27 protein-coding genes and 1 tRNA gene are annotated in these 26,628 nt (G+C 63.6%); 15 read left to right on the forward strand and 13 right to left on the reverse strand.

Annotated elements, in window-relative coordinates; translation table 11 throughout:
• Positions 1-49 precede the first annotated feature (49 nt).
• The 3 genes from VDP74_RS00240 to VDP74_RS00250 all read right to left on the reverse strand — a co-directional run bounded on the left by VDP74_RS00240 (position 50) and on the right by VDP74_RS00250 (position 3,611).
• Positions 50-1,786, reverse strand: a complete 1,737-nt coding sequence (locus VDP74_RS00240) for a TRAP transporter large permease subunit (protein ID WP_322997598.1) — start codon at positions 1,784-1,786, stop codon at positions 50-52.
• Between the two features lie 2 nt (positions 1,787-1,788).
• Positions 1,789-2,400, reverse strand: a complete 612-nt coding sequence (locus tag VDP74_RS00245; RefSeq protein ID WP_322997599.1) for a TRAP transporter small permease subunit — start codon at positions 2,398-2,400, stop codon at positions 1,789-1,791.
• A gap of 122 nt (positions 2,401-2,522) precedes the next feature.
• Positions 2,523-3,611: a TRAP transporter substrate-binding protein gene (locus VDP74_RS00250; RefSeq protein ID WP_322997600.1), complete on the reverse strand. Its 1,089-nt coding sequence runs from the start codon at positions 3,609-3,611 to the stop codon at positions 2,523-2,525.
• A 260-nt stretch (positions 3,612-3,871) separates the two neighbouring features.
• Between VDP74_RS00250 and VDP74_RS00255 the strand changes: the two genes are divergently transcribed.
• Both VDP74_RS00255 and VDP74_RS00260 read left to right on the forward strand, forming a co-directional pair.
• Complete coding sequence (locus VDP74_RS00255; RefSeq protein WP_322997601.1) at positions 3,872-5,065, forward strand: MFS transporter; 1,194 nt, start codon at positions 3,872-3,874, stop codon at positions 5,063-5,065.
• A complete protein-coding gene (locus VDP74_RS00260) occupies positions 5,062-6,291 on the forward strand; it encodes an MFS transporter (protein ID WP_322997602.1) in 1,230 nt (409 codons plus the stop codon). The genes VDP74_RS00255 and VDP74_RS00260 overlap by 4 nt, the downstream gene beginning before the upstream one ends.
• Before the next feature lie 3 nt (positions 6,292-6,294).
• Here the strand turns inward: VDP74_RS00260 and VDP74_RS00265 are convergent, their stop codons facing one another.
• From VDP74_RS00265 to hemA, 6 genes are all read right to left on the reverse strand, one after another.
• Positions 6,295-7,521: an HD-GYP domain-containing protein gene (locus VDP74_RS00265; RefSeq protein ID WP_322997603.1), complete on the reverse strand. Its 1,227-nt coding sequence runs from the start codon at positions 7,519-7,521 to the stop codon at positions 6,295-6,297.
• A 30-nt stretch (positions 7,522-7,551) separates the two neighbouring features.
• Complete coding sequence (locus VDP74_RS00270; protein WP_322997604.1) at positions 7,552-8,160, reverse strand: UbiX family flavin prenyltransferase; 609 nt, start codon at positions 8,158-8,160, stop codon at positions 7,552-7,554.
• Complete coding sequence (gene grxD, locus VDP74_RS00275) at positions 8,153-8,497, reverse strand: Grx4 family monothiol glutaredoxin (RefSeq protein WP_322997605.1); 345 nt, start codon at positions 8,495-8,497, stop codon at positions 8,153-8,155. Before grxD ends, VDP74_RS00270 begins: the two co-directional genes overlap by 8 nt.
• A gap of 17 nt (positions 8,498-8,514) precedes the next feature.
• Positions 8,515-9,336, reverse strand: a complete 822-nt coding sequence (gene prmC / locus VDP74_RS00280; protein WP_322997606.1) for a peptide chain release factor N(5)-glutamine methyltransferase — start codon at positions 9,334-9,336, stop codon at positions 8,515-8,517.
• 18 nt (positions 9,337-9,354) lie between these two features.
• Entirely contained in the window at positions 9,355-10,434 is a 1,080-nt protein-coding gene (gene prfA / locus VDP74_RS00285) for a peptide chain release factor 1 (RefSeq protein ID WP_322997607.1), read from the reverse strand.
• A gap of 83 nt (positions 10,435-10,517) precedes the next feature.
• Positions 10,518-11,795, reverse strand: a complete 1,278-nt coding sequence (gene hemA / locus VDP74_RS00290) for a glutamyl-tRNA reductase (protein WP_322997608.1) — start codon at positions 11,793-11,795, stop codon at positions 10,518-10,520.
• Positions 11,796-11,914: 119 nt separating this feature from the next.
• Here hemA and VDP74_RS00295 point away from each other — a divergent pair.
• Positions 11,915-11,990, forward strand: a tRNA-Phe gene (locus VDP74_RS00295).
• 400 nt (positions 11,991-12,390) lie between these two features.
• Here the strand turns inward: VDP74_RS00295 and VDP74_RS00300 are convergent.
• Complete coding sequence (locus tag VDP74_RS00300; RefSeq protein ID WP_322997609.1) at positions 12,391-13,164, reverse strand: NYN domain-containing protein; 774 nt, start codon at positions 13,162-13,164, stop codon at positions 12,391-12,393.
• 725 nt (positions 13,165-13,889) lie between these two features.
• Between VDP74_RS00300 and VDP74_RS00305 the strand changes: the two genes are divergently transcribed.
• Positions 13,890-14,549, forward strand: a complete 660-nt coding sequence (locus tag VDP74_RS00305; RefSeq protein WP_322997610.1) for a LysR substrate-binding domain-containing protein — start codon at positions 13,890-13,892, stop codon at positions 14,547-14,549.
• A 68-nt stretch (positions 14,550-14,617) separates the two neighbouring features.
• Positions 14,618-14,938, forward strand: a complete 321-nt coding sequence (locus tag VDP74_RS00310) for a cupin domain-containing protein (RefSeq protein WP_322997611.1) — start codon at positions 14,618-14,620, stop codon at positions 14,936-14,938.
• A 38-nt stretch (positions 14,939-14,976) separates the two neighbouring features.
• Here the strand turns inward: VDP74_RS00310 and queG are convergent, their stop codons facing one another.
• Positions 14,977-16,059: a tRNA epoxyqueuosine(34) reductase QueG gene (gene queG / locus VDP74_RS00315; protein ID WP_322997835.1), complete on the reverse strand. Its 1,083-nt coding sequence runs from the start codon at positions 16,057-16,059 to the stop codon at positions 14,977-14,979.
• A 105-nt stretch (positions 16,060-16,164) separates the two neighbouring features.
• Between queG and VDP74_RS00320 the strand changes: the two genes are divergently transcribed.
• The 4 genes from VDP74_RS00320 to VDP74_RS00335 all read left to right on the forward strand — a co-directional run bounded on the left by VDP74_RS00320 (position 16,165) and on the right by VDP74_RS00335 (position 19,354).
• Positions 16,165-17,505: a diguanylate cyclase domain-containing protein gene (locus VDP74_RS00320; protein WP_322997612.1), complete on the forward strand. Its 1,341-nt coding sequence runs from the start codon at positions 16,165-16,167 to the stop codon at positions 17,503-17,505.
• A gap of 131 nt (positions 17,506-17,636) precedes the next feature.
• The gene (locus VDP74_RS00325; RefSeq protein ID WP_322997613.1) at positions 17,637-17,999 is read left to right on the forward strand and encodes a hypothetical protein; all 363 of its coding nucleotides are present in this window, start codon (positions 17,637-17,639) and stop codon (positions 17,997-17,999) included.
• A gap of 69 nt (positions 18,000-18,068) precedes the next feature.
• Positions 18,069-18,590, forward strand: coding sequence for a sigma-70 family RNA polymerase sigma factor (locus tag VDP74_RS00330; RefSeq protein ID WP_322997614.1), 522 nt, complete (start codon positions 18,069-18,071; stop codon positions 18,588-18,590).
• Complete coding sequence (locus VDP74_RS00335; RefSeq protein WP_322997615.1) at positions 18,587-19,354, forward strand: anti-sigma factor; 768 nt, start codon at positions 18,587-18,589, stop codon at positions 19,352-19,354. The genes VDP74_RS00330 and VDP74_RS00335 overlap by 4 nt, the downstream gene beginning before the upstream one ends.
• Positions 19,355-19,368: 14 nt before the next feature.
• On the opposite strand, the gene VDP74_RS00340 is transcribed toward VDP74_RS00335, so the two are convergent.
• On the reverse strand, positions 19,369-19,953 hold the full coding sequence (locus tag VDP74_RS00340; RefSeq protein WP_322997616.1) for a hypothetical protein: 585 nt from the start codon (positions 19,951-19,953) through the stop codon (positions 19,369-19,371).
• A gap of 154 nt (positions 19,954-20,107) precedes the next feature.
• Between VDP74_RS00340 and VDP74_RS00345 the strand changes: the two genes are divergently transcribed.
• Both VDP74_RS00345 and arfB read left to right on the forward strand, forming a co-directional pair.
• Positions 20,108-20,719 carry a pseudouridine synthase gene (locus VDP74_RS00345; RefSeq protein WP_322997617.1) on the forward strand — a complete coding sequence of 204 codons (612 nt, stop codon included), beginning with the start codon at positions 20,108-20,110 and terminating at the stop codon, positions 20,717-20,719.
• Complete coding sequence (gene arfB / locus VDP74_RS00350; RefSeq protein WP_322997618.1) at positions 20,698-21,126, forward strand: alternative ribosome rescue aminoacyl-tRNA hydrolase ArfB; 429 nt, start codon at positions 20,698-20,700, stop codon at positions 21,124-21,126. The genes VDP74_RS00345 and arfB overlap by 22 nt, the downstream gene beginning before the upstream one ends.
• Positions 21,127-21,183: 57 nt before the next feature.
• On the opposite strand, the gene VDP74_RS00355 is transcribed toward arfB, so the two are convergent.
• The gene (locus VDP74_RS00355) at positions 21,184-22,593 is read right to left on the reverse strand and encodes an MFS transporter (protein WP_322997619.1); all 1,410 of its coding nucleotides are present in this window, start codon (positions 22,591-22,593) and stop codon (positions 21,184-21,186) included.
• Between the two features lie 149 nt (positions 22,594-22,742).
• On the opposite strand from VDP74_RS00355, the gene VDP74_RS00360 reads away from it, so the two are divergent.
• The 4 genes from VDP74_RS00360 (at position 22,743) to VDP74_RS00375 (ending at position 26,628) form a co-directional block, all read left to right on the forward strand.
• Complete coding sequence (locus tag VDP74_RS00360) at positions 22,743-23,654, forward strand: LysR family transcriptional regulator (protein ID WP_322997620.1); 912 nt, start codon at positions 22,743-22,745, stop codon at positions 23,652-23,654.
• Between the two features lie 121 nt (positions 23,655-23,775).
• Positions 23,776-24,552 carry a transporter substrate-binding domain-containing protein gene (locus VDP74_RS00365; protein ID WP_322997621.1) on the forward strand — a complete coding sequence of 259 codons (777 nt, stop codon included), beginning with the start codon at positions 23,776-23,778 and terminating at the stop codon, positions 24,550-24,552.
• A 61-nt stretch (positions 24,553-24,613) separates the two neighbouring features.
• On the forward strand, positions 24,614-25,690 hold the full coding sequence (gene hppD / locus VDP74_RS00370) for a 4-hydroxyphenylpyruvate dioxygenase (RefSeq protein WP_322997622.1): 1,077 nt from the start codon (positions 24,614-24,616) through the stop codon (positions 25,688-25,690).
• A gap of 71 nt (positions 25,691-25,761) precedes the next feature.
• The gene (locus VDP74_RS00375) at positions 25,762-26,628 is read left to right on the forward strand and encodes a DMT family transporter (protein WP_322997623.1); all 867 of its coding nucleotides are present in this window, start codon (positions 25,762-25,764) and stop codon (positions 26,626-26,628) included.

Here is a 26,628-nt window from a genome sequence, read left to right on the forward strand (position 1 = left end):
GCATCCTGGGACGGGGCCTGCAGCCGGCGCGAGCCGGCACGCAACAGTCCTACTTGAACATATTGTTGTAGTCCTGATCTGACGGAGCTGACGGCGTCGCGTCGGACGGCGCGCCATCCGATCCTGCATCGCCGCCGCCATAGGCACCGTAGCCCCCGCCGCCATAGCCACCAAAGTTGCCGGCGTCGATCTTGATGTCCTCGACATTGATCTGGGGCCGATCCGCCTTGTAGTGCGTCACCATGCCCGGGAACGCCAGCACAGCCACCACCATGACGATCTGGATGATGATGAACGGCAACGAACCCCAGTAGATCTGGCCTGTCGTGACCTTGGCGATCAGCTTGCCTGTGACCTTGTCCTTGTAGTCATCCTTGGGCGCCACGGACCTGAGATAGAACAGGGCGAAGCCAAACGGCGGATGCATGAAGGACGTCTGCATGTTGACTGCCAGCAGGACCCCCAGCCAGATCAGGTCGATGCCCATCTTGTCGGCTACCGGCCCGATCAGGGGCACGATGATGAAGGCCAGTTCGAAGAAGTCCAGGAAGAAGGCCAGGCCGAACGTCAACAGGCTGACGACGATCAGGAAGCCCATCTGGCCGCCCGGCAGGCCGATCAACAGCTGTTCCACCCACAGATCGCCATTGACGCCCCGGAAGGTCAGGCTGAACACCGACGAGCCGATCAGGATGAACACCACGAAGCAGGTCAGGGTGGTGGTGGTATCCATGGCCTGACGCAGCAGCTTCAGGTTCAGGCGGCGTTTGATGACCGCCATGATCAAGGCGCCGACCGCCCCCATGGCACCGCCTTCGGTGGGCGTGGCCACGCCGATGAAGATCGTGCCCAGCACCAGGAAGATCAGCGCCAGCGGCGGAATCATGACGAAGGTGACGCGCTCGGCGATCTTCGACAGCAGCCCCAGGCGCAGGACCTTGTTCAGGACGGCCATGACGAAGGCCGCTGCGCCCCACAGCAGAATGCTGGTGACGATCAGCTCGTCCACGTGGGCCTGGTCATCCAGGAGCAGCTCAACCCCGCCCACCGCGATGGCGACGGACAGGGCCATCAGCACCAGCAAGGACGGCACGCCGTGCCCGCCATTGGGCTCGATGAACGTGCGGGCCTCCGGCGGAATGGCAGGCGCTGCCTTGGGACGGAACAGGGCCACGGCCACCACATACAGGATGTACAGGGCCGTCAGGGCGAAGCCCGGCAGGAACGCGCCCTTGTACATGTCGCCGATGGACCGCCCCAACTGGTCGGCCAGCACGATCAGCACCAGCGACGGCGGAATGATTTGCGACAAGGTGCCAGATGCCGCGATCACACCCGTCGCCAGGCGGCGGTCGTAGCCGTAGCGCAGCATGATGGGCAGCGAGATCAGCCCCATGGAAATCACCGAGGCCGACACCACGCCGGTGGTCGCGGCCAGCATGGCCCCCACCAGGATGACGGCAATCGCCAGGCCGCCGCGCAGCGGCCCGAACAGTTGACCGACGGTCTCCAGCAGGTCCTCGGCCATGCCGGAACGTTCCAGGATCAGCCCCATGAAGGTGAAGAACGGCACCGCCAGCAGGGACTCATTGGACATGACCCCGAACACCCGCTGCGGCAAGGCCTGGAACAAGGCTGGCGACAGCAGACCCAGATCGATGCCGATCAGGCCGAATAGGATGCCGTTGGCCGCCAGCGAGAAGGCGACCGGAAAACCCAGCAACAGCAGGATGACCAACATGCCGAACATGATCGGCGCCATATAGGCAAGCAATAAGGCTTCCATGATCAGCGCTCCCCGTGCGAGGCGGCCTCGCGCTGTTCGGCTTCCCGGGCGATCTCATCGGCCAGTTCTTCTTCTGCCGATTTGCCGACATGCGTGTCCCGGGGATCCGGGCACCGTCCGGCCAGGCAGCCGATGCATTTGATCAAATGCGACAGGCCCGCCGCCACCAGCAGCGCGAAACCAATGGGAATCAGGATCTTCGCCGGCCAGCGGACCAAGCCCCCGGCATTGGAGGACTGTTCCAGGTTCACGAAGGAGTCCATGAAGAAGGGCCAGGACAGCCACATGATCAGGCCGGCCATGGGCAGCAGGAAGAACAGGACCCCGAAGATCTCGATCAAGAGCTGTGTCCGACGAGAGAAGTGGGACGCCAGCACGTCGACGCGGACGTGCTCGTTTTTCAGCAGGGTATAGCCGGCGGCCAGCAGAAAGACGCCGCCAAACAGATACCACTGCAATTCAAGCCAGGCATTGGAACTGAGGTTGAAGACCTTGCGGACCGTCGCGTTGGTGGCGCTGACGAGCACGGCAAGCAGGATCAACCAAGTCACCGCCTGGCCCACGCGGCGATTGACGGCGTCAATCACCCGTGAGAGGGCTAGGAGTGCATTCATGGAGAAAACCAATCAAAAAATGAGAGAGCCCCGGACACGCAGAAGCCCCCGCAAGCGGGGGCTGATGCACGAACCGGCAGCATGGGCCGGCCGAAAGCGGCCGGCACAGGACGCGCAAGCGATTACTTCGCTGCCGTGGCCATGTACTGGTCGAAGCTGCCTTCGGCAATCCGGAACCAGGGGATTTCATGGTCGCGGAAGGCCATGTAGGAGTCGTGGATCTTCTTGAAGTTGGGATCCTTGGCCGAGAGTTCGGCGTAGGTTTCCTGGGCCGCCTTGTAGCAGGCATCCATGACGGGTTTCGGGAAGGCGCGCAGCTTGGCGCCTTCGCCGATCAGGCGCTTCAGGGCATTGGGATTTTCGGCATCGAAGGTGGCGGTCATGGTATTGGTCGCCAGGGCAGAAGCCTGGTCCAGCACGGCCTGGTAGTGTTTCGGCAGGGCTTCGTATTTGTCCTTGTTGACGTACAGGGACACCTGCAGCGTGCCTTCCCACCAGCCCGGGAAGTAGTAGTACGGAGCCACCCGATGGAAGCCCATCTTTTCATCGTCGTAGGGGCCGATCCATTCGGCGGCGTCGATGGTGCCCTTTTCCAGGGACGGGTAGATGTCGCCGCCCGCAATCTGCTGCGGCACGACGCCCAGCTTCATCAGCACCGCACCGGCGAAAGCGGAGGCGCGGAACTTCAGGCCCTTGAGGTCTTCGACGGTCTTGATTTCCTTACGGAACCAGCCACCCATCTGGGTGCCCGTGTAGCCGCAAGGGAAGTTGACGATGTTGAACTTCGCGTACATGTCGCGCAGGACCTTCAGGCCGCCGCCATGGAGCACCCAGGCATTCATCTGGCGCGTATTCAGCCCGAACGGCACAGCGCTGTCGAAACACAGTGCAGGGTCCTTGCCGTAGTAGTAGTAGGACGCAGTATGGCCGCATTCGACGGTGCCGTTTTGCACGCCATCGAGCACGCCCAGCGCCGGCAGGATTTCACCCCCCGGGAAGGCTCGGATCTGAAATTTTCCGCCGGTGGCCTCGGAGACGAACTTCGCGACGTTTTCACCGCCGGAATAGATCGCATCCGCGCTGCGCGGGAAACTGGAAGCCAGGCGCCACTGGAGTGCGGGCGCATCCTGGGCGAAGACGGGAGCGGCGAGAGTGGTGCCGCCGGCGGCCACGCCAAAGGCGGCCTTCTTGAGGAAGGAACGACGTTGCATGAGAGAGAGCCCCTATGAGTTGATGGTAAACCCGGATTTTTGTACTGTTTTGTAAACAGCGAGAGCGCGCGAATTATCCCTCGGACATAACCAGCGGCGCAATCAGTAATAACGCTTACTGGGCTCTGAAACCGAATCTGCCACTCCCGCCCGCCCAAGCCGCGCAAGCCGCAATTTCCTTGCGTATCGCCGGCTTGGCGTGCCACGGAGCGAATGTCCGTGTGCGACAATGCTCTATTGCGCTTTTGACGTTTCTTCGCGTGCCTGCATCTCCAGAAACCTTCAGTCTGCGCCGAATCGCCCTGCCGGCTTTCGGTCCGTCCCTGCTGTTCGGCATGGGCGAAGGAGCCATCTTCCCGGTGCTCGCCCTGAGCGCGCGCGAACTGGGCGCCAGTTCGGCCGGCGCGGGCCTGATCGTCGCTCTGGTGGGCATCGGATCGCTTCTGGCCAACCTGCCGGCAGCGGCCCTGGCGACCCGCTACGGCGAACGCCGGGCCATGGTCGGGGCGGCGGCATTCAGCCTGCTGGGCCTGATCCTGTGCCTGCTGGCGTCCAACCCCTGGCTCCTGGGCGTGGGGGTCTTCATGATCGGCCTGGCCAGCGCTGTCTTCCTGCTGGCCCGCCAGACCTTCCTGATCGAAGCCGTCCCCCTGCACATGCGCGCCCGCGCCATGTCCACGCTGGGAGGCACCATGCGCATCGGCATGTTCATCGGCCCGTTCGCCGGAGCAGGCTTCATCCATCTGATGGGCTTGCAGGGCGCCTACTGGCTGGCTGCGCTGGCCATGCTGGGCGCCGGCGCCGTATCGCTGGCCGTACCCGATCTGGAGCCCCGCGAGACCACCGGCGCCACTGCGGCAGCCCCCCGAGTCAGCATGATGGCGATGATGCGCCGCCACATCCGGGTGCTGCTGACGCTGGGCGTGGCCACGGCGCTGGTGTCGGCTCTGCGGGCCTGCCGCCAGATCGTCATCCCGCTGTGGGCCGACCACATCGGCCTGGACGCCACGACCACGGCCCTGATCTACGGCCTGATGGGTGGCGTGGACATGCTGCTGTTCTACCCCGCCGGCAAGGTCATGGACCAGCATGGGCGGCTGTGGGTGGCCATGCCCTGCATGCTGATCATGGGCCTGAGCCTGCTGGCCATGCCCTGGACGACTGGATTCGCCAGCCTGCTGACGGTCTGCATCGTCCTGGGATTCGGCAACGGCATCGGTTCGGGCATCATCATGACCATCGGCGCCGACGCTTCGCCCCGTGAAGGCCGTACGGTTTTCCTGGGCCTCTGGCGCCAGATCACCGATCTGGGCGGCAGCGGCGGGCCCCTGCTGCTGTCAGGGCTCACTGCCGTGGCATCCCTGGCGACCGGCATCATGGCCATCGGCGGCATCGGCCTGGCCGCCGCCTGGATGTTCTGGCGCTGGCTGCCGCGCGGCAAGGTCATCCGATGACGGCGTCCCAGCTTCCTGCCGATGACGCCAACACACAGCCCGCAACCCACGGCATGCGGGCCGCTCTGTTCCTGGTCCTGGTCGGCATCTGTGCCGCTCTGCACATCTGGAAGCTGCCCCCCGCCCTGCCGCAACTGCAGGCGCAATTCCAGCTGAGCCTGGTGCAATCGGGCTTTCTGCTGTCCGTCGTACAGATGGGCGGCATGGCGCTGGGCCTGCTGATCGGCCTGGTGGCCGAGCGCATCGGCCTACGCCGCTGCATCCTGATCGGACTGGCCACGCTGGCGATCGCATCCGCCCTGGGGGCCTGGCTGGATTCCGCCACCGCCGTGCTGCTGTGCCGGGCGATCGAGGGCTGCGGCTTTCTGATGGTCGCCATGCCGGTGCCCTCTCTGATCCGCCGCCTGGTCCCCCCCGCAAGCCTCAGCCGCATCATGGGGCTGTGGGGCTGCTACATGCCGCTGGGCACCGTCATCATCCTGCTGTCAGGGTCGTGGATCCTGAGCCTGGGAGATTGGCGATTGTTATGGCTGCTGCTGGCCGTCCTGACGCTGGCCTGCCTGCTGCTGACACTGTCGATCGTGCCCCCGGACCCGGCACGCGGCAATCAGCCCCACCCGGCCGCAATGACGCTGGTGGCCGCAACCCTGCGATCGCAGAATGTCTGGCTGGTCGCCCTGACATTCGGCGCCTACGCCAGCCAGTGGATCGCCGTCATCGGCTTCCTGCCGACGATCTACATCACGGCAGGCATCACCGGCACCACGGCGGGCCTGCTGACCGCCATCGTCGCCGGGGTCAATGCCATCGGCAACCTCGCGGCCGGCCGCCTGCTGCATCGGGGCGTGCGCGCCTGGCATCTGCTGGTGCTGGGCCTGGGCACCATGATCCTGTGTTCCTACGCCGCCTTCGGCGCGCAACTGCCCGCCACGGCGCAATTCCTGGCCGTGCTGACCTTTTCCATGGTGGGTGGCCTGGTACCGGCCACCCTGTTCGTGCTGGGCCTGACCCTGGCGCCCAGCCCCCAGACCACATCGGTCACCATCGGCTGGATGCAACAGTGTTCGGCCCTGGGGCAGTTCGTGGGGCCACCGTTGGTGGCCTGGGTCGTCAACCAGGCAGGTGGCGACTGGCAATGGACCTGGGTTGCGACCAGCGCCCTGGCGCTGGCCGGGATCGGCCTGGCGATTCAGATCGGCCGGCGGACACGCGGCGAACGGATCTGAACCCTAATCGACCACCGGCGGCACCGGCAGGCCGGATTGCGCCCAATCCACAGGGGCACGCACTGGCTGCACTGCACTGCCGCAATCCGGCTCGGCCAGATTCACCCGGCGTTCGGGAATCGCATGCGCCCAGCGAATGGAATAGAAGACCTTGACCACCGGCAGTTCAGGCATGTCGTTGTTCTGCGCCACCACCAGGCCCAGTTCGCTGTTGATCAGGCTGATGATCGAGCCCACCGGATAACGGCCGACGGTACGCACGAAGGCCCCCAGCACGTCCATGTCGAACTGGCCCTCGGATTTCAGCATCTTGAACAAGGTGAAGGCCGGATCCCAGCCCTTGCGGTACGGGCGGCTGGACGTCATCTCGTCGTAGAAATTGCAGATCGCGGCCATGCGCGACAGCAGGCCGATCTGCTTGCCGGCCAACTGGTCCGGGAAGCCGGTGCCGTCCATGCGTTCGTGATGGTGCAGGCAGACTTCGACGACTTCGGGCGGGATGGACGGGTCAGCCCGCAGCACCGCCGCGCCTGCAGCGGGGTGCTGGCGCAGCAGTTCCTGGGGCTGCTGGATCGGGCGGCCAATCTTGCCCTGGACCTCGGCGGGGTCGCGGATCTTGCCGATGTCATGCAGCAGGCCGGCCATCCCGGCCATGTGCACATGTTCGTCGGCCAGCTTCATGGTGCGGGCCAGTGACGTCATCAAGGCCGCCACCGAAACGGAATGCGCATACAGGTACTGGTCCGCTTTCTTGATGCGGGCCAGGCTGGTCAGTGCGTCGGGGTGGCCGTCCAGAGAATCGGCCATATCCTGCACCAGCCCCTGGATCTGCCTCATGTCGATCTTGTTGCCGAGTTCGGCTTCGGCAAACAATTGCCGGACATGGTCGCACGACTCGTCGAGGATTTCACGCGCGTCGTCGAAGGCCTGCCGTTCGCTGGTCGCGGCAGTCTGATGGGCGGACGCCTGCGGCGCCGCAGCCGACCGGGCCCCGACGCCTGCGGCAGCAGACTGGCCATCGGCGGCGTTTGAGCCCGCCCCGGCGACATCCACACCCCGGTCGGTATCGATCAACACCCATTCCAGGCGGGATTTCTGCAATTTCTGCAGCTTGCGATCATTGGAGATCAGGAAACGGGACCGCCAGAAAGAGTGGTCCAGAAAAGACCCACCCAGATCCTGAACATACATGCCCACGCACAACTGAGGAACAGGAATCTTTTTGATCATTGCAGTATCGGGAAGGGAGGAAACGGCCTGTCAGAGTGTATCCGAAGACGGCCGGGCAGCCCCTGCCGGGACATCCATGCCTTCCCAGCGTGGGCCAGGAACGTGGATGTCGAACAGATCGAGCACCCGACACACTGTATGGTCGATCATTTCGTCGATACTGGTGGGGCGCATATAGAAGGCAGGCAGCGGCGGGAAGATCACGCCCCCCATTTCAGTGACGGCCGTCATGTTGCGCAGATGCGCCAGATTGAAAGGCGTTTCGCGCACCATCAGCACCAGGCGGCGACGTTCTTTCAGCGTGACGTCGGCGGCTCGGGTGATCAGGTTATCGGACAGGCCGTGGGCGACTGCCGCCAGGGTGCGCATGGAACACGGCACCACCACCATGCCGGCCGTGGCAAAGCTGCCACTGGCCAGGGTGGCCCCCACGTCACGCGGGCTGTAGACCCGATCGGCCAGTGCATGGACCGCCTGGCGGTCCATGCCCAGTTCGTGGCGGATGTTCAGCACCCCCGACGGGGAGACGACCAGATGGGTTTCGACATCCTGGCTGCGGGCGAGATTCAGCAGGCGAATGGCGTATTGCGCACCCGTCGCCCCGCTGATGCCGACCACCAGCCGACGTCTGTCAGTCACCGATCGCCCCGGCGTCCTTCAGCAGGGTGGCCAATTCGCCGCTGGCGTGCATTTCATTCATGACGTCGGTGCCACCGACGAATTCGCCTTGGACGTAGAGCTGCGGGATCGTGGGCCAGTTGGCGTAGTCCTTGATGCCCTGACGGACCTCGGCATCATCCAGAACGTTGACCGTGACGAGTTTGGTGACGCCGACTTCCTTCAGGATCTGGATGGCGCGCCCGGAAAACCCGCACTGGGGAAACTGCGCCGTGCCCTTCATGAACAGGACCACCGGATGGCTGGTGACGGTTTCACGGATGAAATTCTGGACTTCGGATTGCACTGTATCAGTCATGGTGATCTCTTTAAAATTCAGGCCGGCAGGCGGCCCCAGGTAACGCGTTCGATATCGGCCAGGTCCCGCAGGCTGGCGGCATCGGGAAACCCCGAGGACTGGAACAGGCCCCGCACGGCGGCTGCCTGATCCCAGCCATGTTCCACGCACAAGGCCCCTCCGGGGCGCAGATGATCCGACGCCCCCTGCACGATGCAGCGCAGGGCGCTCAGGCCATCGGCACCATCGGTCAGTGCCCCCTGCGGTTCGAACCGCAGGTCGCCCTGGACCAGGTGGGTGTCTTGTGAGTCGATATAGGGAGGATTCGAGACGATCAAGTCATAGCGCCCCGAATCCAACTGGGTATCGTACCAATTCCCAAGCGAAAACAATAGCGTTGCCCCTAAAGCGCGTGCGTTCATTTCCGCCACGGCCAGCGCCTCGGCGCTGCAATCGGTGGCCCGCACCCGGGCATCGGGACGATCCAGGGCGATGGACACCGCCACGATGCCGCTGCCGGTACCCAGATCCAGCACGCGGGGGGCCTGCAGGCCGGCGATGGCCTGCAGGCCGCATTCCACCAAAACCTCGGTATCCGGCCGGGGGATCAACACGTCGGGTGTAACCTGGAAATCCCGGCCCCAGAATTCCCGCTGCCCCAGGATGTAGGCCATGGGTTCGCCTGCCTGGCGGCGGGCCTCCAGGGCCTGGTAGGCGGCGGCATGGGCGGGGTCCAGCGCGTCGGTATCGTGGGCGATGAGCCAGGCGCGCGACACCCCCAGCACCTGCCGCCACAGCAACTGGGACTCCAGGCGCGGCAAGGGGCTTGCTGCCAGGAAATCCCGCACGGTATGGGCCATGGTTCGCCTTTCGCCGGATCAGTCGAGCGCCAGCGCGGCCAACTGCTCGGTCTGGTGTTCGGCCAGCAAGGCGTTGGTGACTTCGTCCAGATCGCCATCCATCACCTGGGCCAGTTTGTACAACGTCAGGTTGATGCGGTGATCCGTCACCCGCCCCTGCGGAAAATTGTAGGTGCGGATGCGCTCGGATCGATCCCCGGATCCCACCAGGCTTTTCCGCTGGGCGGCTTCGCGAGCATGGACTTCCTGCTGCTGGCGGTCTTTCAGGCGAGCCGCCAAGACCTGCAGGGCCTTGTCCTTGTTGCGATGCTGCGAACGGTCGTCCTGGCATTCCACCACCAGGCCGGTAGGCAGGTGGGTGATCCGCACGGCGGAATCGGTCTTGTTGATGTGTTGCCCGCCCGCGCCGCTGGCGCGAAACGTATCAATGCGCAGATCGTTCGGATTGATCTGGATGTCCGACTGGGCATCGGCTTCCGGCATCACCGCCACGGTGCAGGCGGACGTATGCACCCGCCCCTGGGATTCGGTTTCCGGTACGCGCTGCACCCGGTGCGCTCCAGATTCGAACTTCAGCTGGCCGTACACCCCGTCGCCTTCGATGTGCGCGATGACTTCCTTGTAGCCGCCCAGTTCGGCAGCGCTTTCGGACACCAGTTCCACCCGCCAGCCCCGGATTTCCGCATAGCGCGTGTACATGCGCAGCAGATCGCCTGCGAACAGGGCGCTTTCGTCGCCCCCCGTCCCGGCACGGACTTCCAGAAAGACGCTGCGATCGTCGTCCGGGTCTTTGGGCAGCAGCAGAATCTGCAGTTCGGCTTCCAGGCGTTCGATGCGCTCGTCCGCCCCGGCCAGTTCTTCTTCCGCCAAGGCCTTCATGTCCGGATCGGCCAGCATCTCGCGAGCCGTGTCCCGATCGGCGCACGCCTGTTCCCAGGACTCGAACACCTGCACCACAGGGTCGAGTTCGGAACGTTCCCGCGAGAGCTTGCGGAAACGATCCATGTCGTCGGCAGCGTCGGGTTCGGCCAGCATGGCATCAATCTCGGCCAAACGGTGGCTGAGCTGTTCCAGGCGGCTGCGCATCGAGCTTTTCATGAAGTGGATTCCGGAGGGTTATGCAAGGGGCGCGATCCGGGGCGCAGGCCACCGGACCGGAAGGCAAGAGACGAGGAAGGCCGCTACCGGCGGCGGGCGCCGGATTCGGGCAACAGGCGCGGCAGCAGGGCCAGCATCTGGTCGCGTTCGGCGCCTTCGCTGCGATTGAGCGCCGACAGGGGGCCGTGCATGTATTTGTGCGTCAGGCTGTAGGCAAGGTGTTCCAGCACGGCCTGCGGATCATCGCCGCGCGCCAGCAGGCGCCGGGCGCGGTCCAGTTCGGCCAGGCGCAGGGCATCGGCACTTTGCTGGTAATCGATGATGGCCGGCACGATGGCGCGGTTGGACAGCCAGTGCATGAAATGCTGCACCCGGGCCTCGATGATGGCCTCGGCCTGGACCACGGCGGCCCGCCGGGCATCCGTGCCCGACTGAACCATGCGCCCCAGATCATCCACGGTATACAGATAGACGTCGGCCAGGCGGCCGATTTCCGGTTCGATGTCGCGCGGCACGGCCAGATCGACCATCACCATGGGACGATGGCGGCGCGTGCGGGCAGCCCTTTCCACCATCCCCAGACCGAGGATGGGCAAGGATGAGGCCGTACAGGATACGACCACGTCGAATTCGGCCAGATGTTCCGGCAAGGCGGACAATTTCAGCGTGCGCGCGTCGAATTGCGCCGCCAGCAATTCCGCACGTTCGATGGTGCGGTTGGCCACGGCCATCTGGCGGGGTTGCGCCGCCGAGAAATGGGTCGCACAGAGTTCGATCATCTCGCCCGCGCCGATGAACAGCACGTTCGCGCGAGACAGATCCCCCAGCACGCGTTCGGCCAGGCGCACGGCGGCAGCCGCCATCGACACCGAATGGGCGCCGATCGCAGTCTGGGAACGGACCTCTTTTGCCACCGAAAACGTGCGCTGGAACAACTGGTGCAACAAGGTGCCCAGCGTGCCCGCCTGTTCGGCGGCCCGTACGGCGTCTTTCATCTGCCCCAGGATCTGCGGTTCGCCCAGCACCATCGAATCCAGCCCGCTGGCCACGCGAAAAGCATGACGCACGGCATCGTTGCGCTGGTATTCATACAGATGCGGCGTCAGTTGGCCGGCTTCCACGCGGTTGAATTCCGCCAGCCAGGCCGGCAGTTCCGCGCGCACGCCGGGGTCGGCCGCGCAGTAGATTTCTGTGCGATTACAGGTGGACAGGATCGCGGCCTCGCGCACCGAGGAACCGAACGTGGTCCGAAGGGCTGATAGCGCAGGCTTGAGCAGTTCGATCGGAAACGACACACGCTCGCGCACGGAAACGGGCGCGGACACATGGTTCAAGCCGAAGGTCAGGACGTCAACGGACATGCCGCAGAAAAATTCACAGAGGGAGACTTCAGCATTATAGGTCGCAAGAAGGGTCTTGGGATATTTTCCCGCCAAAGCGCCTGCATATGGGAAAAAATTCGTGTATGATTCGACGTCTTGGCCCGGTAGCTCAGTCGGTAGAGCAGAGGATTGAAAATCCTTGTGTCGGTGGTTCGATTCCGCCCCGGGCCACCATAGAATTAGCAATAGAATCAAAGGCTTGTGAGATTTCTGACAGGCCTTTTTTTCGTCCTGCGTCAGGGCACTGTCAACAAAGTGTCAAACGCGCTAACGGGTTCAGTCTCTTGGCTTCTTCCAGGTGAGTCGGCGCTTTGCGGGTTTGACTCGCGAGCGTTGGGGGCTGCGATACTCCACACTCGGCCCGGTCTGGCCTCTCCACCCTCGGTTTTTATCTCTTTGCCTCACGAGCGCGCGAGGTCACATCCAGGTTTTATGCGGATTTCTGGGCTGCGGGTTGGTGCCTGGAACTGATGAGCGGTGGCTACTGTGTTGGAACTATCAGCCCGCCAGCGGCAGGCATACGCGATACTGCCAATCGGGTCACAGACGATCACGGGCACGGCATTTATTACGCTCAGTGCTTAGCATTCACCACGCTCACCGACCAACCACCAGAACTTTCCTTGTGGACGGCAAGCAGGTCATACGTTTTCAACATTTCCAGCAAACCTGTGTATCCATAGGTCTTAGGCGAAAAGGCGGGGTCAGTGCGCTTAAGGTATTGCCCGAGCTGGCCAAGGTGGACCTTGTCGTCCACCGACTCACTCGCAAGCAAAGTGACCGCCTTTACAACGGAGATTGGCCGTTGCTGGGGTTTTGTCTTGTTATTTGAGATGCCCCTGATATCCGCCGCCTTTTGCTTGGCGTCCTCTGAACCTGCCTCGCCAACCGGTGTAGCTGTACCGTCCTCTCGAATCCATTCAAAGAACTGATCACTGGCATTGCGAAGCGCGCTTGGGGTTTTAGGCTCGCCGATGATGTAGACCATAGACCCACGTTCGCGCAGCTTGCGGCACAGATAGGCAAAATCCGAGTCGCTGGTGACTAAGCAAAACACATCAGCCCGTTCGTCAAACAGGGCCTCCAGCGCATCCAGCGCCAAGGCAAGATCGGCCGTGTTCTTGCCAGAAGCATACTGATATTGCAGGCAAGGAGAAAAGGCAGAAGAGACCAGCACATCGCGCCACCTATCAGCCAGGGTTCTCTGGTTGCCGTAACCACGCCGGATCGTGGCACGACCAAACTGAGCAGATATCAATAGGGCGTATTCGAGAATTTCTGGTGGAACGTTGTCACAGTCAATCAAAATCGCGACACGAGATCCTTCATCTGCCTGTATGTAGTTCACAAGACCCTCTTATGATTTAACTCTGGCGTGACGGATTGCAATCCTGCCCACGACTCCCCCTCGGTACCTTATTGCGCAACAACCCCAGGCTGGGAGCGCAATGGCGGCATTGCTTCATCATGCCATGATAGCGAGACTACTGGTAGTGCCAATCGTAAGCACCCGGCAAGCTGAGCGATGCACTGGATGAGAAGCAGAAAGACAAAAAGATCTCCAACCTGCTCACCGACCTGCGACGTAAAAAGCGTATCCGCAACACTGGCAGCCGAGGGCATCCAGACTGGAAGCTTGCAGAATAAACGCAGACGGAAATTGTGCAAATTCACTTATGAATCAGAGCACTAGCTCTTTCTGCAGTCCGAATTTGCAGAAAGGATGCAGAAAGGATACAGAAAGGGACTTCCGCTTGACCTAAAGCCTGCAAGACACAAGGCCCGCAGACCCAGAACGCGGCGGCTCTCACCCCTCAACACGCACTCCTTGCAGGAAGGGCGCAGCGATACAGCCAGTGTTTCAGGCGGCGGACTCACGGCCACAGATGTCCGAGCCGTGCAGGGTAATTCGCAGTTACTGGCCAACAGGCAAGCACCGCTCCCGCCGAGAGGGCGGTCTAATCGTTAAATTGTCATTCACAGAACCAGCGTTATCACTCATGAGCAGGCTACACGCTCTCGACCCGCCAATGCCCGTACACTGCCTGGGAAATCAAGGACAACATCCGCGATTTGCTGCGCGAGATAGGGGGGGACTGCACCCCCAGCCGACTGGCCAGGCGCTGGATTGCACCGGCCCTGCCATCGTTCTTCGCCCTGTACCCCCAGATGACACTGGAACTGGGCGGCAGCGACCGCATCGTCGATCTGGTGCGCGAAGGCGTCGATTGTGCTGTGCGCGTGGGCGAACTGGCCAGCAGCAGCCTGGTGGCGCGGCCGCTGGGCAGCCTGCGCATGATCAACTGCGCCAGCCCGGCATATCGGGCCAAAATGGGTACGCCGCTTTCCCCCGCCGATCTGCCACAGCACCAGGCGGTGAACTATGCTGCAGGCGGCGGCCCTGTCGCGCCCTGGCTGTGGCAAGACCAGGGCGAACTCCGGACATACGTCATGCAGGCGCAGGTCGTCACTCATAACGTCGAAACCTACATTGCCTGTGCCCTGGCGGGTCTGGGCCTGATCCAGGTGCCTGCCTTTGATGTCCAGGACAAACTCGACGCCGCCACGCTGGTGCCGGTGCTGCAAGCTTGGCCCGCTCCCAGCATGCCGATGCACCTGATGTATGCACACAAGCGTCAACTATCGCGCCGCTTGCAGGCCTTTAGTCAATGGCTGGTGCAAACCCTGGAGCCGGTGCTGACTGATTCCACCCCTCGCCGGGAACCGGCCTGATTTGTGTAGCTTGTCAGTGCCAAAATGAACTGCACCGTTCGACTCAGTCTTCAAAAACGACCGTCAATATGCTCAAAAACCTCTTTGCGGCCATGCCCGTCGATGCCGCCCACGAAGCCTTTGATGATCTATTGGATGTCCCTGGCCTGCGGATCGAGCGCATTGTGTCTCACGGGCAAAAAAGCCCATCGGACTTCTGGTACGAACAGGACGAGGATGAATGGGTCATCGTCCTGCAGGGCTCAGCCGCGTTGCAGGTCACAGGCCGGAATGACCTGGTCATGCTGGCACCGGGCGACCACTACTGGATACCGGCGGGCCTCAGACATCGCGTGCATTCGACGGCACAGGATGGTCCTACGATCTGGTTGGCCGTTCATCGCTCATGACTGCGACGCACACCCCAGCGATATCCAGGGGGCCGAGGTCACTGCGCCCGTCGATCCTGGCCATCGGAACCGACTTGCTGCGCCAGCGCCCAGGCAACGTGCTCTCGCACCAGGGCGCTTTCGTGGTCGGCCCGGCTGAGCAAGGCGGCGCGCAGTTCCTGGGCCTGCGCCGCGTCGGCCTGACGCAGCGCATTGCCCAGTGCCACGGCGATGTTGCGCAACCAGCGCTCGTGGTCGATGCGGCGGACCGGCCCGCCTTCGGTATGCTTGAGAAACGTCGCCTCGTCCCAGGCAAACAGTTCTACCAGCCGATGGCCGACCAGCGGCGAACGTTCGTCGAAGTCGGGCAGTTCTGTGGTCTGAGCGTATTTGTTCCAGGGGCAGATGGTCTGGCAATCGTCGCAGCCGTAGATATGGTTGCCCATCAGCGGGCGCAGATCTTCCGGGATGGAGCCGTGATATTCGATGGTGAGATAGGAAATGCAGCGGCGCGCATCGACCACGCCCGGCGCGACGATGGCGCCCGTGGGGCAGACGTCGATGCAGGCGGTACAGGTGCCGCAATGCGCGCTGACCGGATCGGTGGGTTCCAGCGGAAAATCCACGAAGATCTCGCCCAGGAAGAACATCGACCCCGCATCGCGCGAGAGCACCATGGAATGCTTGCCGCGCCAGCCCTGGCCGCTGCGGCTGGCCAGTTCCTTTTCCAGCACGGGCGCCGAATCCGAAAAAACGCGGTACCCAAAGGGGCCGACCAGCGCCTCGATGCGGTCACACAGTTTCTTCAGGCGCCCGCGCACGACCTTGTGATAGTCGCGCCCCCGCGCATACAGCGACACCACGCCCTCGCCCGGATCGTCCAGACGCGACAGCTCGCGCCTTTGCCAGTCTGGCGGAGTGGTGCCACGCGGCAGGTAGGGCATGCGCGCAGTAATCACACTGACAGTGCCAGGAACCAGTTCGGCCGGGCGCGCGCGCTTGAGGCCGTGGCGCTCCATGTAATGCAGATCGCCGTGGTAGCCCAGAGCCAGCCATTGCAGCAAACGTGGCTCGGCCGAGGACAGATCCACGCCTGCCACGCCGATCTGGGAAAACCCCAGTTCGCGCGCCCAGGTCCGGATCTGCTCAAGCCATTGGCCGTTATCGGCATTGTTCGGCAGGGATGGAATGGAAGGGGTCGCCATAATCGTACAGTGTAGAACCTGAAACCAAACCTATAATTCTTCATGGGGAAAAGAACCTACACGCCTGACGCCAATTTCATCGATCTCCTGATCGATGCGGTGTTCGCTGTCGATATCGACGCCAACGTGGTGTTTGCCAGCGCCGCCTGCGAACGCATCTTCGGATATTCCCCCGAAGAGATGGTCGGCATGAACATGTTCGACATCATGCTGCCGGAGGATCGTGAGCGCACCCTGCGCTCGGTGAGCGAGGTCATGAGTGGCCACCCTCAGCTCCACTTCGAGAATCGATACGTGCGCAAAGACGGACGCATCGTGCATCTCATGTGGGCGACACGCTGGTCGCCGACCGACCAACTCCGGATAGGCTTGGCGCGCGACATCACCGAACGCAAGCACGCCGAGTCGATACAGACCGCGCTCTATGCGATTTCCGAAGCCTCGCACGGCGCAGGGGATCTGCTCACGCTGATCCAGCGCATCCACCAGATCGTCGGCGCCTTGCTGCCGGCGGACAATTTTTCCGTCGCACTCCACGATGCGGAAACGGGGCTGCTGAGTTTTCCATATTACGTGGATGAACACGAGCACCAACCCGAACCCCAGGAACCAAAGGCCGGAACCCTGTATGCAACGATCCTGCAAAGCGGGCAGCCGCTTCTGTTGCCACCAGGAACCGTGCTTACGGATGAACTGGGCACCCATGTCGGTCCGAGCCCGCTTTGCCAATTGGGGGTGCCTCTCAAAGCGCGCAACGACACCATCGGTGTGCTGGTGTTGAAGAGCTATCCGGGCGGCGCCATCTACAACGAGAAAGACCAGGAACTGCTGCAGTTCATCTCCACGCAGATCGCGACCGTCATCGAGCGTCAGCGGATGCAGGCGCGACTTCAACACATGGCGCAATACGACCAGTTGACCGGACTGCCCAATCGAGGACTTCTATATGACAGGCTCAAGATGGCCCTGGCGGTGGCGCGGCGGGAACACGAGCGGCTGTCAGTGCTCTACCTGGACCTGGATCGGTTCAAAGTAGTCAACGACACCCTGGGCCACGGCGTGGGCGATCTGCTGCTGCAGAATGTCGCCAACCGCCTGAAGCGGTGCGTTCGCGAGTCGGACACTGTCGCGCGCATCGGAGGCGATGAGTTCGTGGTGCTGCTTCAGCGCGCTCCCACACCCAGGCAAGCCACAGTGGTCGCGGCAAAAATCCGGGACGCGCTGAGCCAACCGGTCACCCTGGACGGCCACACCCTGAGCATCGTACCGAGCATCGGGATTGCGCACTACCCCGAACATGGCGAGTTCGAACAGCAGCTGCTCAAGCATGCCGACCACGCCATGTACCGCGCGAAAAACAAACAGGCTCTGAACAGGGAATAAATCGATCGCGCCAGCCGTTTACCGTTCACAGGGGGCTCCACACCGCTGGTGACGCGTGTTCTCCTGTGCCCGCCGTATCCGCAACGAACCCATCGCTGCGGCGAATCTGAACTCAAACCGAGGAGCACATCATGTTGCGTACCCTGATGTTATTGGCACTTGGCACCGCCGTGTCTTTGCCCGCGCTGGCTGAACCGCCGAAGGTCATGAACGGCAGCATCGTCGACGAACACGGCATGAGCCTGTATGTTTTCGACAAAGACGACATGGCCGGCAAAAGCACGTGCGCTGGAGCCTGCGCCACCAACTGGCCGCCCGCAGCAGCCGATTCCTACGACAAGGAAAGCGGCGACTGGACCATCATCAAGCGCGACGATGGCGTCCACCAGTGGGCCTACAAGGGCCACCCCCTGTACCGCTGGCACACGGACAAGAAACCGGGCGATGCCATGGGCGACGGGATCAAGAACGTCTGGCATGTGGCCAAGCCATGACCAACAGGCACGAGGCCTTTGGAAATCCAGGGCCCGGCATGAACCGCCCTGCCGATTCGAGGCCTCTGCGTGAGCTTTGAAGCCGACCTCCTGGTCTGGCTGCCAAACTTGCGGCGCTATGCACGCGCGCTCTCCGGCGACCCGGCCTGGGCCGACGACCTGGTGCAGGACACGCTGGAGCGCGCCTTGAGCCGGACGCGCCTCTGGCGCCCGGGCAGCAACCTGCGCGCCTGGCTGTTCACGGTCCTGCGCAACCTGTTCATCGACCAACTGCGCGCCCGGCGCGAACTGGCAGTGGACGATGAGTCTGCCCCATGGCAGAGCATGGCCGCGCCCGCCACGGAAACAGATGGCCTGGTGTTGCGCGATGTACAACGAGCGCTGTATCGCTTGCCGATCGAGCAGCGCGAGGTGTTGCTGCTGGTCGGCCTGGAGGAACTGAGCTATCAAGAGGCCGCAAAGGTGCTGGGAGTGCCAATCGGCACCGTGATGTCGCGCGTAGCACGCGGCCGCAAACGCCTGCGCGCCCTGCTGTCGGAAGGTTCAGTCAACCAAGGAGCCGCCTTGAAAGTGGTGAAGCACGTGTCATGAGCGAATCTCTCCATCCTACGGCGGCGTCCCCGGAACTCGGGGACGAGCTGAATCTGCTGTCGGCCCTGGTCGACGGCGAGCTCTCCGAGGCCGAACATGCGGCGATCAGCGCTCGTCTGGCCGACGATCCGGCTGCCGCCGCGTCCGTCGCCCACTACCGCGCGCAGAATGCCGCCCTGAAGGCCCTGTTCCCGCTGCCGCAGGCAGAGCCCGCGCTGTTCGTGCGGCGCCGCGCCCCCTGGTGGCAGTGGGCCGGGATGGCAACGGCAGGGATGGCGCTGGGCTTGGCGCTGGCGTGGATACCAGCCCGGTTCGATGTCCTGCCGCCTGCGTTCGCGCGCAACGCAGATATGGCCTATGCCGTGTATGCGCCTGAACAACGGCATCCCGTCGAGGTGGCGGCAACGCAGCAGGCACATCTGACAGGATGGCTCTCCAAACGGCTGAATCGTCCGCTGTCGGTGCCGTCCCTGCAGGAATACGGCTATTCCCTGGTCGGCGGCCGCCTGCTGCCCGGCGAGTCGGGGCCAGCTGCGCAGTTCATGTACCAGAATCAGGCAGGTGAACGGCTGACGCTGTACATCGTCAAATTTCCACAAGAACAGGCCTCGTTCCAACTGTTGCGCGATGGGACGCGGCGCACCTTCTACTGGGTGAGCCAGGGCATGGGATACGCCTTGTCCGGCGATCTGGCCGAAACAAGCCTGCGGGTGATCGCACTGGACGTATGCACCGGGCTGGGCGGCCGTCCCGCCCAGTGGTAGCACATCTGCAGCGCCTATACCCCCGTCGCCAGCTTTGCCATGACGACGATGATGGCGATCTGCATGACGCCCTGGCTGGCGACCACGTAATAGAAGCGGCTCATCATGCGACCGATCTTCGGGCCGTCGGGCACGGGTTTCTGAATCTCCAGACAGACGCGCACGCTGGTGGGCAGCAGATAGCCCAGGCCCTGGATCGTCATCAGGGTCACCAGCGCCAGCGCCGCTGCAATCCAGCCGAACTGCGGCCATGGCAACTGCATGAACCCGAGCTGGACCGCCAGAAACCAGCCTGCGGTGCTCGTCATGATGGACAGGGTCGGCATCAGGAACAGGGTGACCGGGGTCAAGCGAATGATGATTTCCTTGCGCACGGGAACCGGCACGCTGCGAATGATCGGACCGATGACGAAACCCATGAACAGGTCGATGCCGGTCCACAATACGCCGCTCATGACGTGGACCCAGTCGAGAAACCAGATATTCCCGGCCGCAATGGCCACCACCAGGACCAGCAGCGCCGCTGCTACATACCAGAGGTAGCGCCACCGGATCAGCCCCGGTCCTGCTTCCGGGGTCGTAACAAGCGATGCATCCATAGATCCTCCGCTGTCTTATCGTCGCCCTCCTCACCGGGCGATCCTGGAATTTTAAGCTTCAATGGTCTGCAGAGAAACAAGGCAAGCGTCGCTCGCAGCTAGAATATTCCCTGATGGCCCCCCGGATGCGCCGGGAGACGGAAGGAACTTGCTCATGACCTTTGGAAATCCGCCCGGACCCCTGCGGCCCGGCGGGACACGCCGTGTCGCCAAGGCGCCGCCTGCACGGCCGCTCCTGCTGCTGCTCAACAAGCCCTTCGGCGTGCTGACGCAGTTCAGCGACGACCAGGGGCGCGCCACACTGAAAGACTTCGTCGACGTGCCCGACGTCTACCCGGCCGGCCGGCTGGACCGCGACAGCGAAGGTCTGCTCCTGCTGACCAACGACGGTCGTCTGCAGGCGCGCATCGCCGATCCCCGATACAAGATGGCGAAAACCTACTGGGTACAGGTCGAAGGCGAGCCGGCAGACGCCCAATTGCAGCGCCTTCGCACCGGCGTGGGCCTGAAGGATGGCCCCACCCTGCCCGCGCAGGCCCGCCGCCTGGCCGAGCCCTCGCTGTGGCCACGAGACCCTCCGGTGCGGTTTCGCAAGAACATCCCGACCGCCTGGCTGGAAATCACCATCCAGGAAGGCCGCAACCGCCAGGTGCGGCGCATGACGGCCGCCGTGGGCTTGCCGACCTTGCGCCTGGTGCGCATGAGCATCGGCCCCTGGAACCTGGACGACCTGCAGCCCGGCGCATGGCGCGAGGTCAGCCCGTGACGCAGGACCGCCATCCGATCCAGGAACACGAGGTCGAATTCATCGCCATCCGGGCCCAGGGCGCGGGCGGCCAGAACGTCAACAAGGTGTCCAGCGCCGTCCACCTGCGCTTCGACATCGGGGCCTCTTCGCTGCCCGAACACATCCGCGAACGCCTGCTGAGCCTGCGCGACCATCGCATCACATCGACGGGCGTGATCGTGATCAAGGCGCAATCCAGCCGCAGCCAGGCACAGAATCGGCTGGAGGCGCTGACGCGTCTGCAGGAGATCATCGACCGGGCCAGCGCCACCCCTGCGATCCGGCGCCCCACCCGCCCGACGCTGGGGTCCAGGCGCCGCCGCCAGCAGGCCAAGACGGAACGCAGCGCCACCAAGCAACTGCGCGCCAAGGTCGAGGGATACTGAGCCCCGGCGTGCGTCCCCCGAGCCGCCCAAACCCTCGAACCGGCAGCGCTGCGTGATTCATGCGTTCGATGCCAGGTCATAGGTCGTTTTCCGCGACCGGCTCAGGCTGAGCACGACAGCCGCCACCGTCGCGACGACCGCGATCCACAAGCTGAACTGCACCGCCTGCCGTTCCATGGCCGTCGTGGCGTCCTGTACGACATAGACGGCCAGCACCACCCCGACCAGTGCCGTCCCCAGACATTGGCCAAACGTGCGCATGATGGCCAGCACGCCCGAGGCATAACCGCTGTGCTCACGCGACACGTTCGACAGCATTTCACGGTTATTGGGGCTTTGGAAGCAGCCGAAACCCAGCCCGCACAGCAAGCAGCGCGCGAGGATGTCCCAGATCTGCGGCCGATCGGGCAGCAGCGCCAGCGAAACCAGGCCGGCCGCCAGCACGAACAGGCCGACCGTGGAGATCACGGCGGGCGACACCCTATCGGCGAGCCGCCCCGCATGAGGAGCGACCAGCACAATGCCGACCGGCCACGGCGTGAACAACAGCGCGGTCTCGAAGGCGCTGTAGCCATACACGTTCTGGAACAGAAAGGGCAAGGCCACGAAGGTGATGCCCTGCCCGACAAACGACGCCATCGAGGTCAAGGCCGCCAGGGAGAACCGGGCAGAGCTGAAGATGGCGGGAGGCAGCAGCGGGTGCCTGGCCTGGCGCATGCGCCAGACGAATCCCGCACCGGCAAGCACCGCAATCAGCGCGTACCAGAGGTCTCCTGGCATCGCCGCATGATTGGCCGCCATGATCAGCGCCCCCACCAGCACGGCGGACAGCACCGCGCCCGACACATCGAAGGGCACGCGCACTGTTGCCGGGTTTGCGGGGATGGCCCTGGCGGCCAGCGTCAGCGCCATCACCCCGGGCACCAGGTTCAAGGCGAACAGCCATCGCCAGCCCCAGGCATCCAGCAGCGTGCCGCCGACGATCGGAGCCATGGCGGTGCTGGCGGCGATCAGCAGCGCGTTCAACCCCAGGATCCGGCCCAGCAGGCGCGTGGGAAACGCCGACCGCAAGATCGCCGGCCCGATGCTGACCACCGCCGCCCCGCCCACGCCCTGCAGGATCCGCATGGCGATCAGCACGTTTGCATCAGGCGCCAGCGCGCACGCAGCCGACGCCAGGGTGAACACGGCAAGTCCGGACAAGAACAAGGGCCGAAACCCGAAGCGGCTGGCGAGGGCGGCAAAGATGGCCAGGGTCATGGCGACCGCCAGCAGGTACGCATTCGCAAACCACACGGCGACGGCCGGCGAAACCTGCAGCGCGCCGGCCATGTTCGGCAATGCAATATTGACCACGGTCCCATCGAACACCACCATCACGGTGGCGGCCATCAGCGCCGTCATGACGATCGCGCGCTTGCGACCCGGTAGCCCGTCATCGCCGGGCATGTCTGTGAACAGTTCCATCACGTTCCACCTGCTTGTCGTTGATCCTGCCGAAAAATATAATCGTGGCGAGGATCAGGCGGAAGATGCATCGATTGCAGTTATACATTGCACGAAACGCCATATCTCGCGCCTGCGGCGATGTACTGGCAACAACAAGGTCCACACGGATGCCGGAACCCGATTTCAATCTCTTGATGGCGCTCGACGTGCTGCTGGCCGAAGGCAGTGTGGCCGGTGCCGCACGCCGCACAGGCCTGAGCACCTCGGCCATGAGCCGGACGCTGGGCCGGCTGCGTGAGGTCACTGGCGACCCGCTGCTCGTGCGAGCCGGGCGCCATATGGTCCTGACGCCTCATGCCCAGGCCATTCGCGAACGCACGCGCAATGCAGTGCTCGAAGCCCGGATCCTGCTGTCACCCGCCGTGTCCGAGCTGAACGTTGCCACACTGGACCGCGTATTCGCCATCCGCGCCAACGAAGGGTTCATCGAGGCATTCGGCCCGAAGCTGATTGCCGCCGTCGCCGTCTCGGCGCCACGCGTCTGCCTGCACTTCACACCCAGGATCGACAAGAATTCCCGATATCTTCGCGAAGGCATGGTCGATCTGGAAATCGGCGTGGTCGGCGACATGGGGCCGGAAATCCGCCTCCAGGCGCTGTTTCGAGATCGTTTCGTCGGCGTGGTCCGGGCCGGCCACCCGCTGCTGTCTGCGCCCGCCATCACAGTGGAACGCTACGTCTCATACGGCCACGTGGTCGCCTCGCGCCGAGGGCTTTCCCACGGCCCGGTCGACGACGCGCTGGCGAAAATGGGATTGAGCCGCCAGGTGATCAGCGTCGTGCCCGGGTTTCCGGCGGCACTGGCGGTCGCCACGGCATCAGACTTGATCGCGCTGCTGCCCGCCTCGTACCTGCCCCACTCAGCAGCACAGGAGAAGAGGGGCGCGGCATTCCAGACCTTCGAACTCCCCTTCCCGGATCAGAACATCACAATCTCGCAGATGTGGCACCCACGCCTGGACGCAGAACCCGCACACCGCTGGTTGCGGCAGCTGGTGCGACGGGTTTGCGGGGAATAGCCTGCAGGGGTGCCAGCCGTCAGGCCGGAAGTCCGGTACTGCGTATGGGTTCAGGCGGATCCGCGATACTCGGCAAGATGCTAGAGTGAGATTTCACCCTCGATAAACAACGGAGACCACCATGCCGCAGATTCCCGCACTGCTTGCCGCCGCAGGCCTTTCGTTTTTGATGTCCGTATCCGCCCAGGCCGGCCCCCGGCTGGATCACATCATGCAGAACCACGTTCTCCGTGTGGGAACGCCGGGCGATTACCAGCCGTTCGCCATCCGGACGGCAGACGGGCAGTACAAAGGCCATGACATCGACGTGATCGAGGCCATGGCCAAGGAACTCGGGGCCAAGGTCGAATACGTCCAGACCAGCTGGCCCAATCTGATGAAAGACCTGCAGGCCGACAAGTTCGACGTCGCGGTAGGCGGGATCACGCGCACCGCCGCGCGCATCGGCCAGATCGCGATGCTGCCGGGCTATGCGCCCTTTGGCAAAGTCGCGCTGGTGCGCAAGGAAGACCAGTCCAAATTCAAGACCCTGGCCGACCTGAACAAATCATCCGTTCGGGTCATCAAGAACCCGGGCGGGACCAACGAGGCTTTCGTGCTGGCGAACCTGAAGCAGGCCACTGTCTCCACCCATGACAAGAATGCCGAGATCCCGGCCTTGATCGCCGACGGCAAGGGCGACGTCATGATCACGGAAACCTACGAAGCCCTGCACTACGCCAAGGACAATCCAAAACTGGCCGCCATTTTCATCGACCACCCCCTGACGCCCACGAACTACCTGGGGTTCATGTTGCCGGTGGATGATGCGGACTACCTGCGGGTCATGCAATTCGACTGGGACCTGCTCGACAAGCGAGGGGTACTGGGCGCCGCCAAAGACCGCTGGCTGAAGTAAGCCACATCCACTCACGTTCTGCAGGGGCTGCGGGGCGGGGCGATTTCAGAGGAGAACCGGCATGACTGACTTGTTCGACAATCCGATGGGCCTCATGGGCTTCGAGTTCGTGGAATTCGCCTCGCCCACCCCCGACGTGCTGGAGCCGCTGTTCGAAAAACTGGGCTTCACCCTGGTCGCGCGACACCGCTCCAAGAACGTCCTGCTTTACCGGCAGGGCGACATCAATTTCATCGTCAACCGCGAACCCAAAAGCCCGGCCGCCTATTTCGCGGCCGAACACGGCCCTTCGGCCTGCGGGCTGGCATTCCGTGTGCGGGACGCCCACCACGCCTACCAGCGGGCGCTGGACCTGGGCGCCCAGCCGGTGGACATTCCCACCGGCCCCATGGAACTGCGCCTGCCGGCCATCAAGGGCATCGGCGGCGCGCCGCTGTACCTGATCGATCGCTTCGAGGACGGCGAGTCCATCTACGACATCGATTTCGCCTTCCTGCCGGACGTGGACCGCCACCCATTCGGCCACGGCTTGCGCATCGTCGACCATCTGACCCATAACGTGTACCGGGGCCGGATGGAGTTCTGGGCGGGCTTCTATGAAAAGCTGTTCAATTTCCGCCAGATCCGCTATTTCGACATCACGGGCGAATATACCGGCCTGACGTCCAAGGCCATGACCGCGCCCGACGGCAAGATCCGCATCCCCCTGAACGAAGAATCCTCCCGGGGAGCCGGGCAGATCGAAGAATTCCTGATGAAATTCAACGGCGAAGGCATCCAGCACGTCGCGCTGCTCAGCGACGACCTGCTGGCCACGATCGACGGGCTGAAATCCGCCGGCGTACCGCTCATGAGCGCGCCGCCTTCGGCCTACTACGAAATGCTCGACGAAAGACTGCCCGGCCATGGGCAGGCCGTGCCTGACCTGCAGGCCCGGGGCATCCTGCTGGACGGCGACACCAGTCACGGCCAGCCGCGCCTGCTGCTGCAGATTTTCTCGGAAACCCTGCTCGGCCCGGTCTTCTTTGAATTCATCCAGCGCAAAGGCGACGACGGCTTCGGCGAGGGCAACTTCAAGGCCCTGTTTGAATCAATCGAACGCGACCAGATCCAGCGCGGAGTGCTGAACAAAACATGACCCGCCCGGCCGGGCGATCCCCCGCCGGGTGCTAAGATTTCAACCCGCCTTCCCTGACTCCGGTATCCGACTTGAACGCCCGCCAATTGCTCGGCCTTGCCCTGCTGACGCTGATGTGGGGCCTGAACTGGCCCGTGATGAAGCTTGGCCTGCGCGAATGGAGCCCGCTGTGGTTTCGAGCCATCACCATGGCCGGCGGCGCGCTGGTGCTGCTGGTCTATTACTGGCGACAAGGCGTGCCGCTGCTGCCGCGCGGTGCGAGCCAATGGCGCAGCATCGTCGTGCTGGGCCTGCCCAACGTAATGGGCTGGCATGGCCTGTCCATCATCGGGGTCGACCACCTGCCGGCCGGCCGCGCCGCCATCCTGGGCTTCACCATGCCCGTGTTCACGGTGCTGCTGTCGGTGCTGTTCTACGGTGAACGCTTCACGTCGCGCCTGGCCCTGGCCGTCACGGCCGTATTGATCGCTATCGCCCTGCTGTTGTGGAACGAGATCAGCACGCTGGCCGGCAGCCCCGTGGGCATCGCCTGGATGCAGGGCGCGGCCTTCTGCTGGGCCCTGGGCACGGTCTGGATGCGGCGCGCCAATCTCACGCTGGCGCCCGAAACCCTGGTGATCTGGATGCTGGGGCTGTCTTCCCTGGCGCTGGGATTGGTGGCGAGCCTCCTGGAACCCTCGCCCCAGGGCCCCATCAGCGCCACCATGTGGGGTGTGCTGCTGTGGTCGATGCTGCTGAACTACGGTGCGGCCCAGGTCATCTGGTTCGCCATGGCGCGCGCGCTGCCCGCCTCGACCAGCGCCATGAGCGTCACGGCGATTCCCATCGTCGGCATACTCAGCAGCATGCTGATCGGCGAATGGCCCAGCTGGCAGGACGGCCTGGCCGCCGTGTGCGTGGTGGTAGCCATCAGCGCCGTTTTGCTGCGGCGCAACTGA

The organism is Castellaniella sp., from assembly GCF_034674885.1.
Classification (GTDB): Bacteria; Pseudomonadota; Gammaproteobacteria; order Burkholderiales; family Burkholderiaceae_B; genus Castellaniella.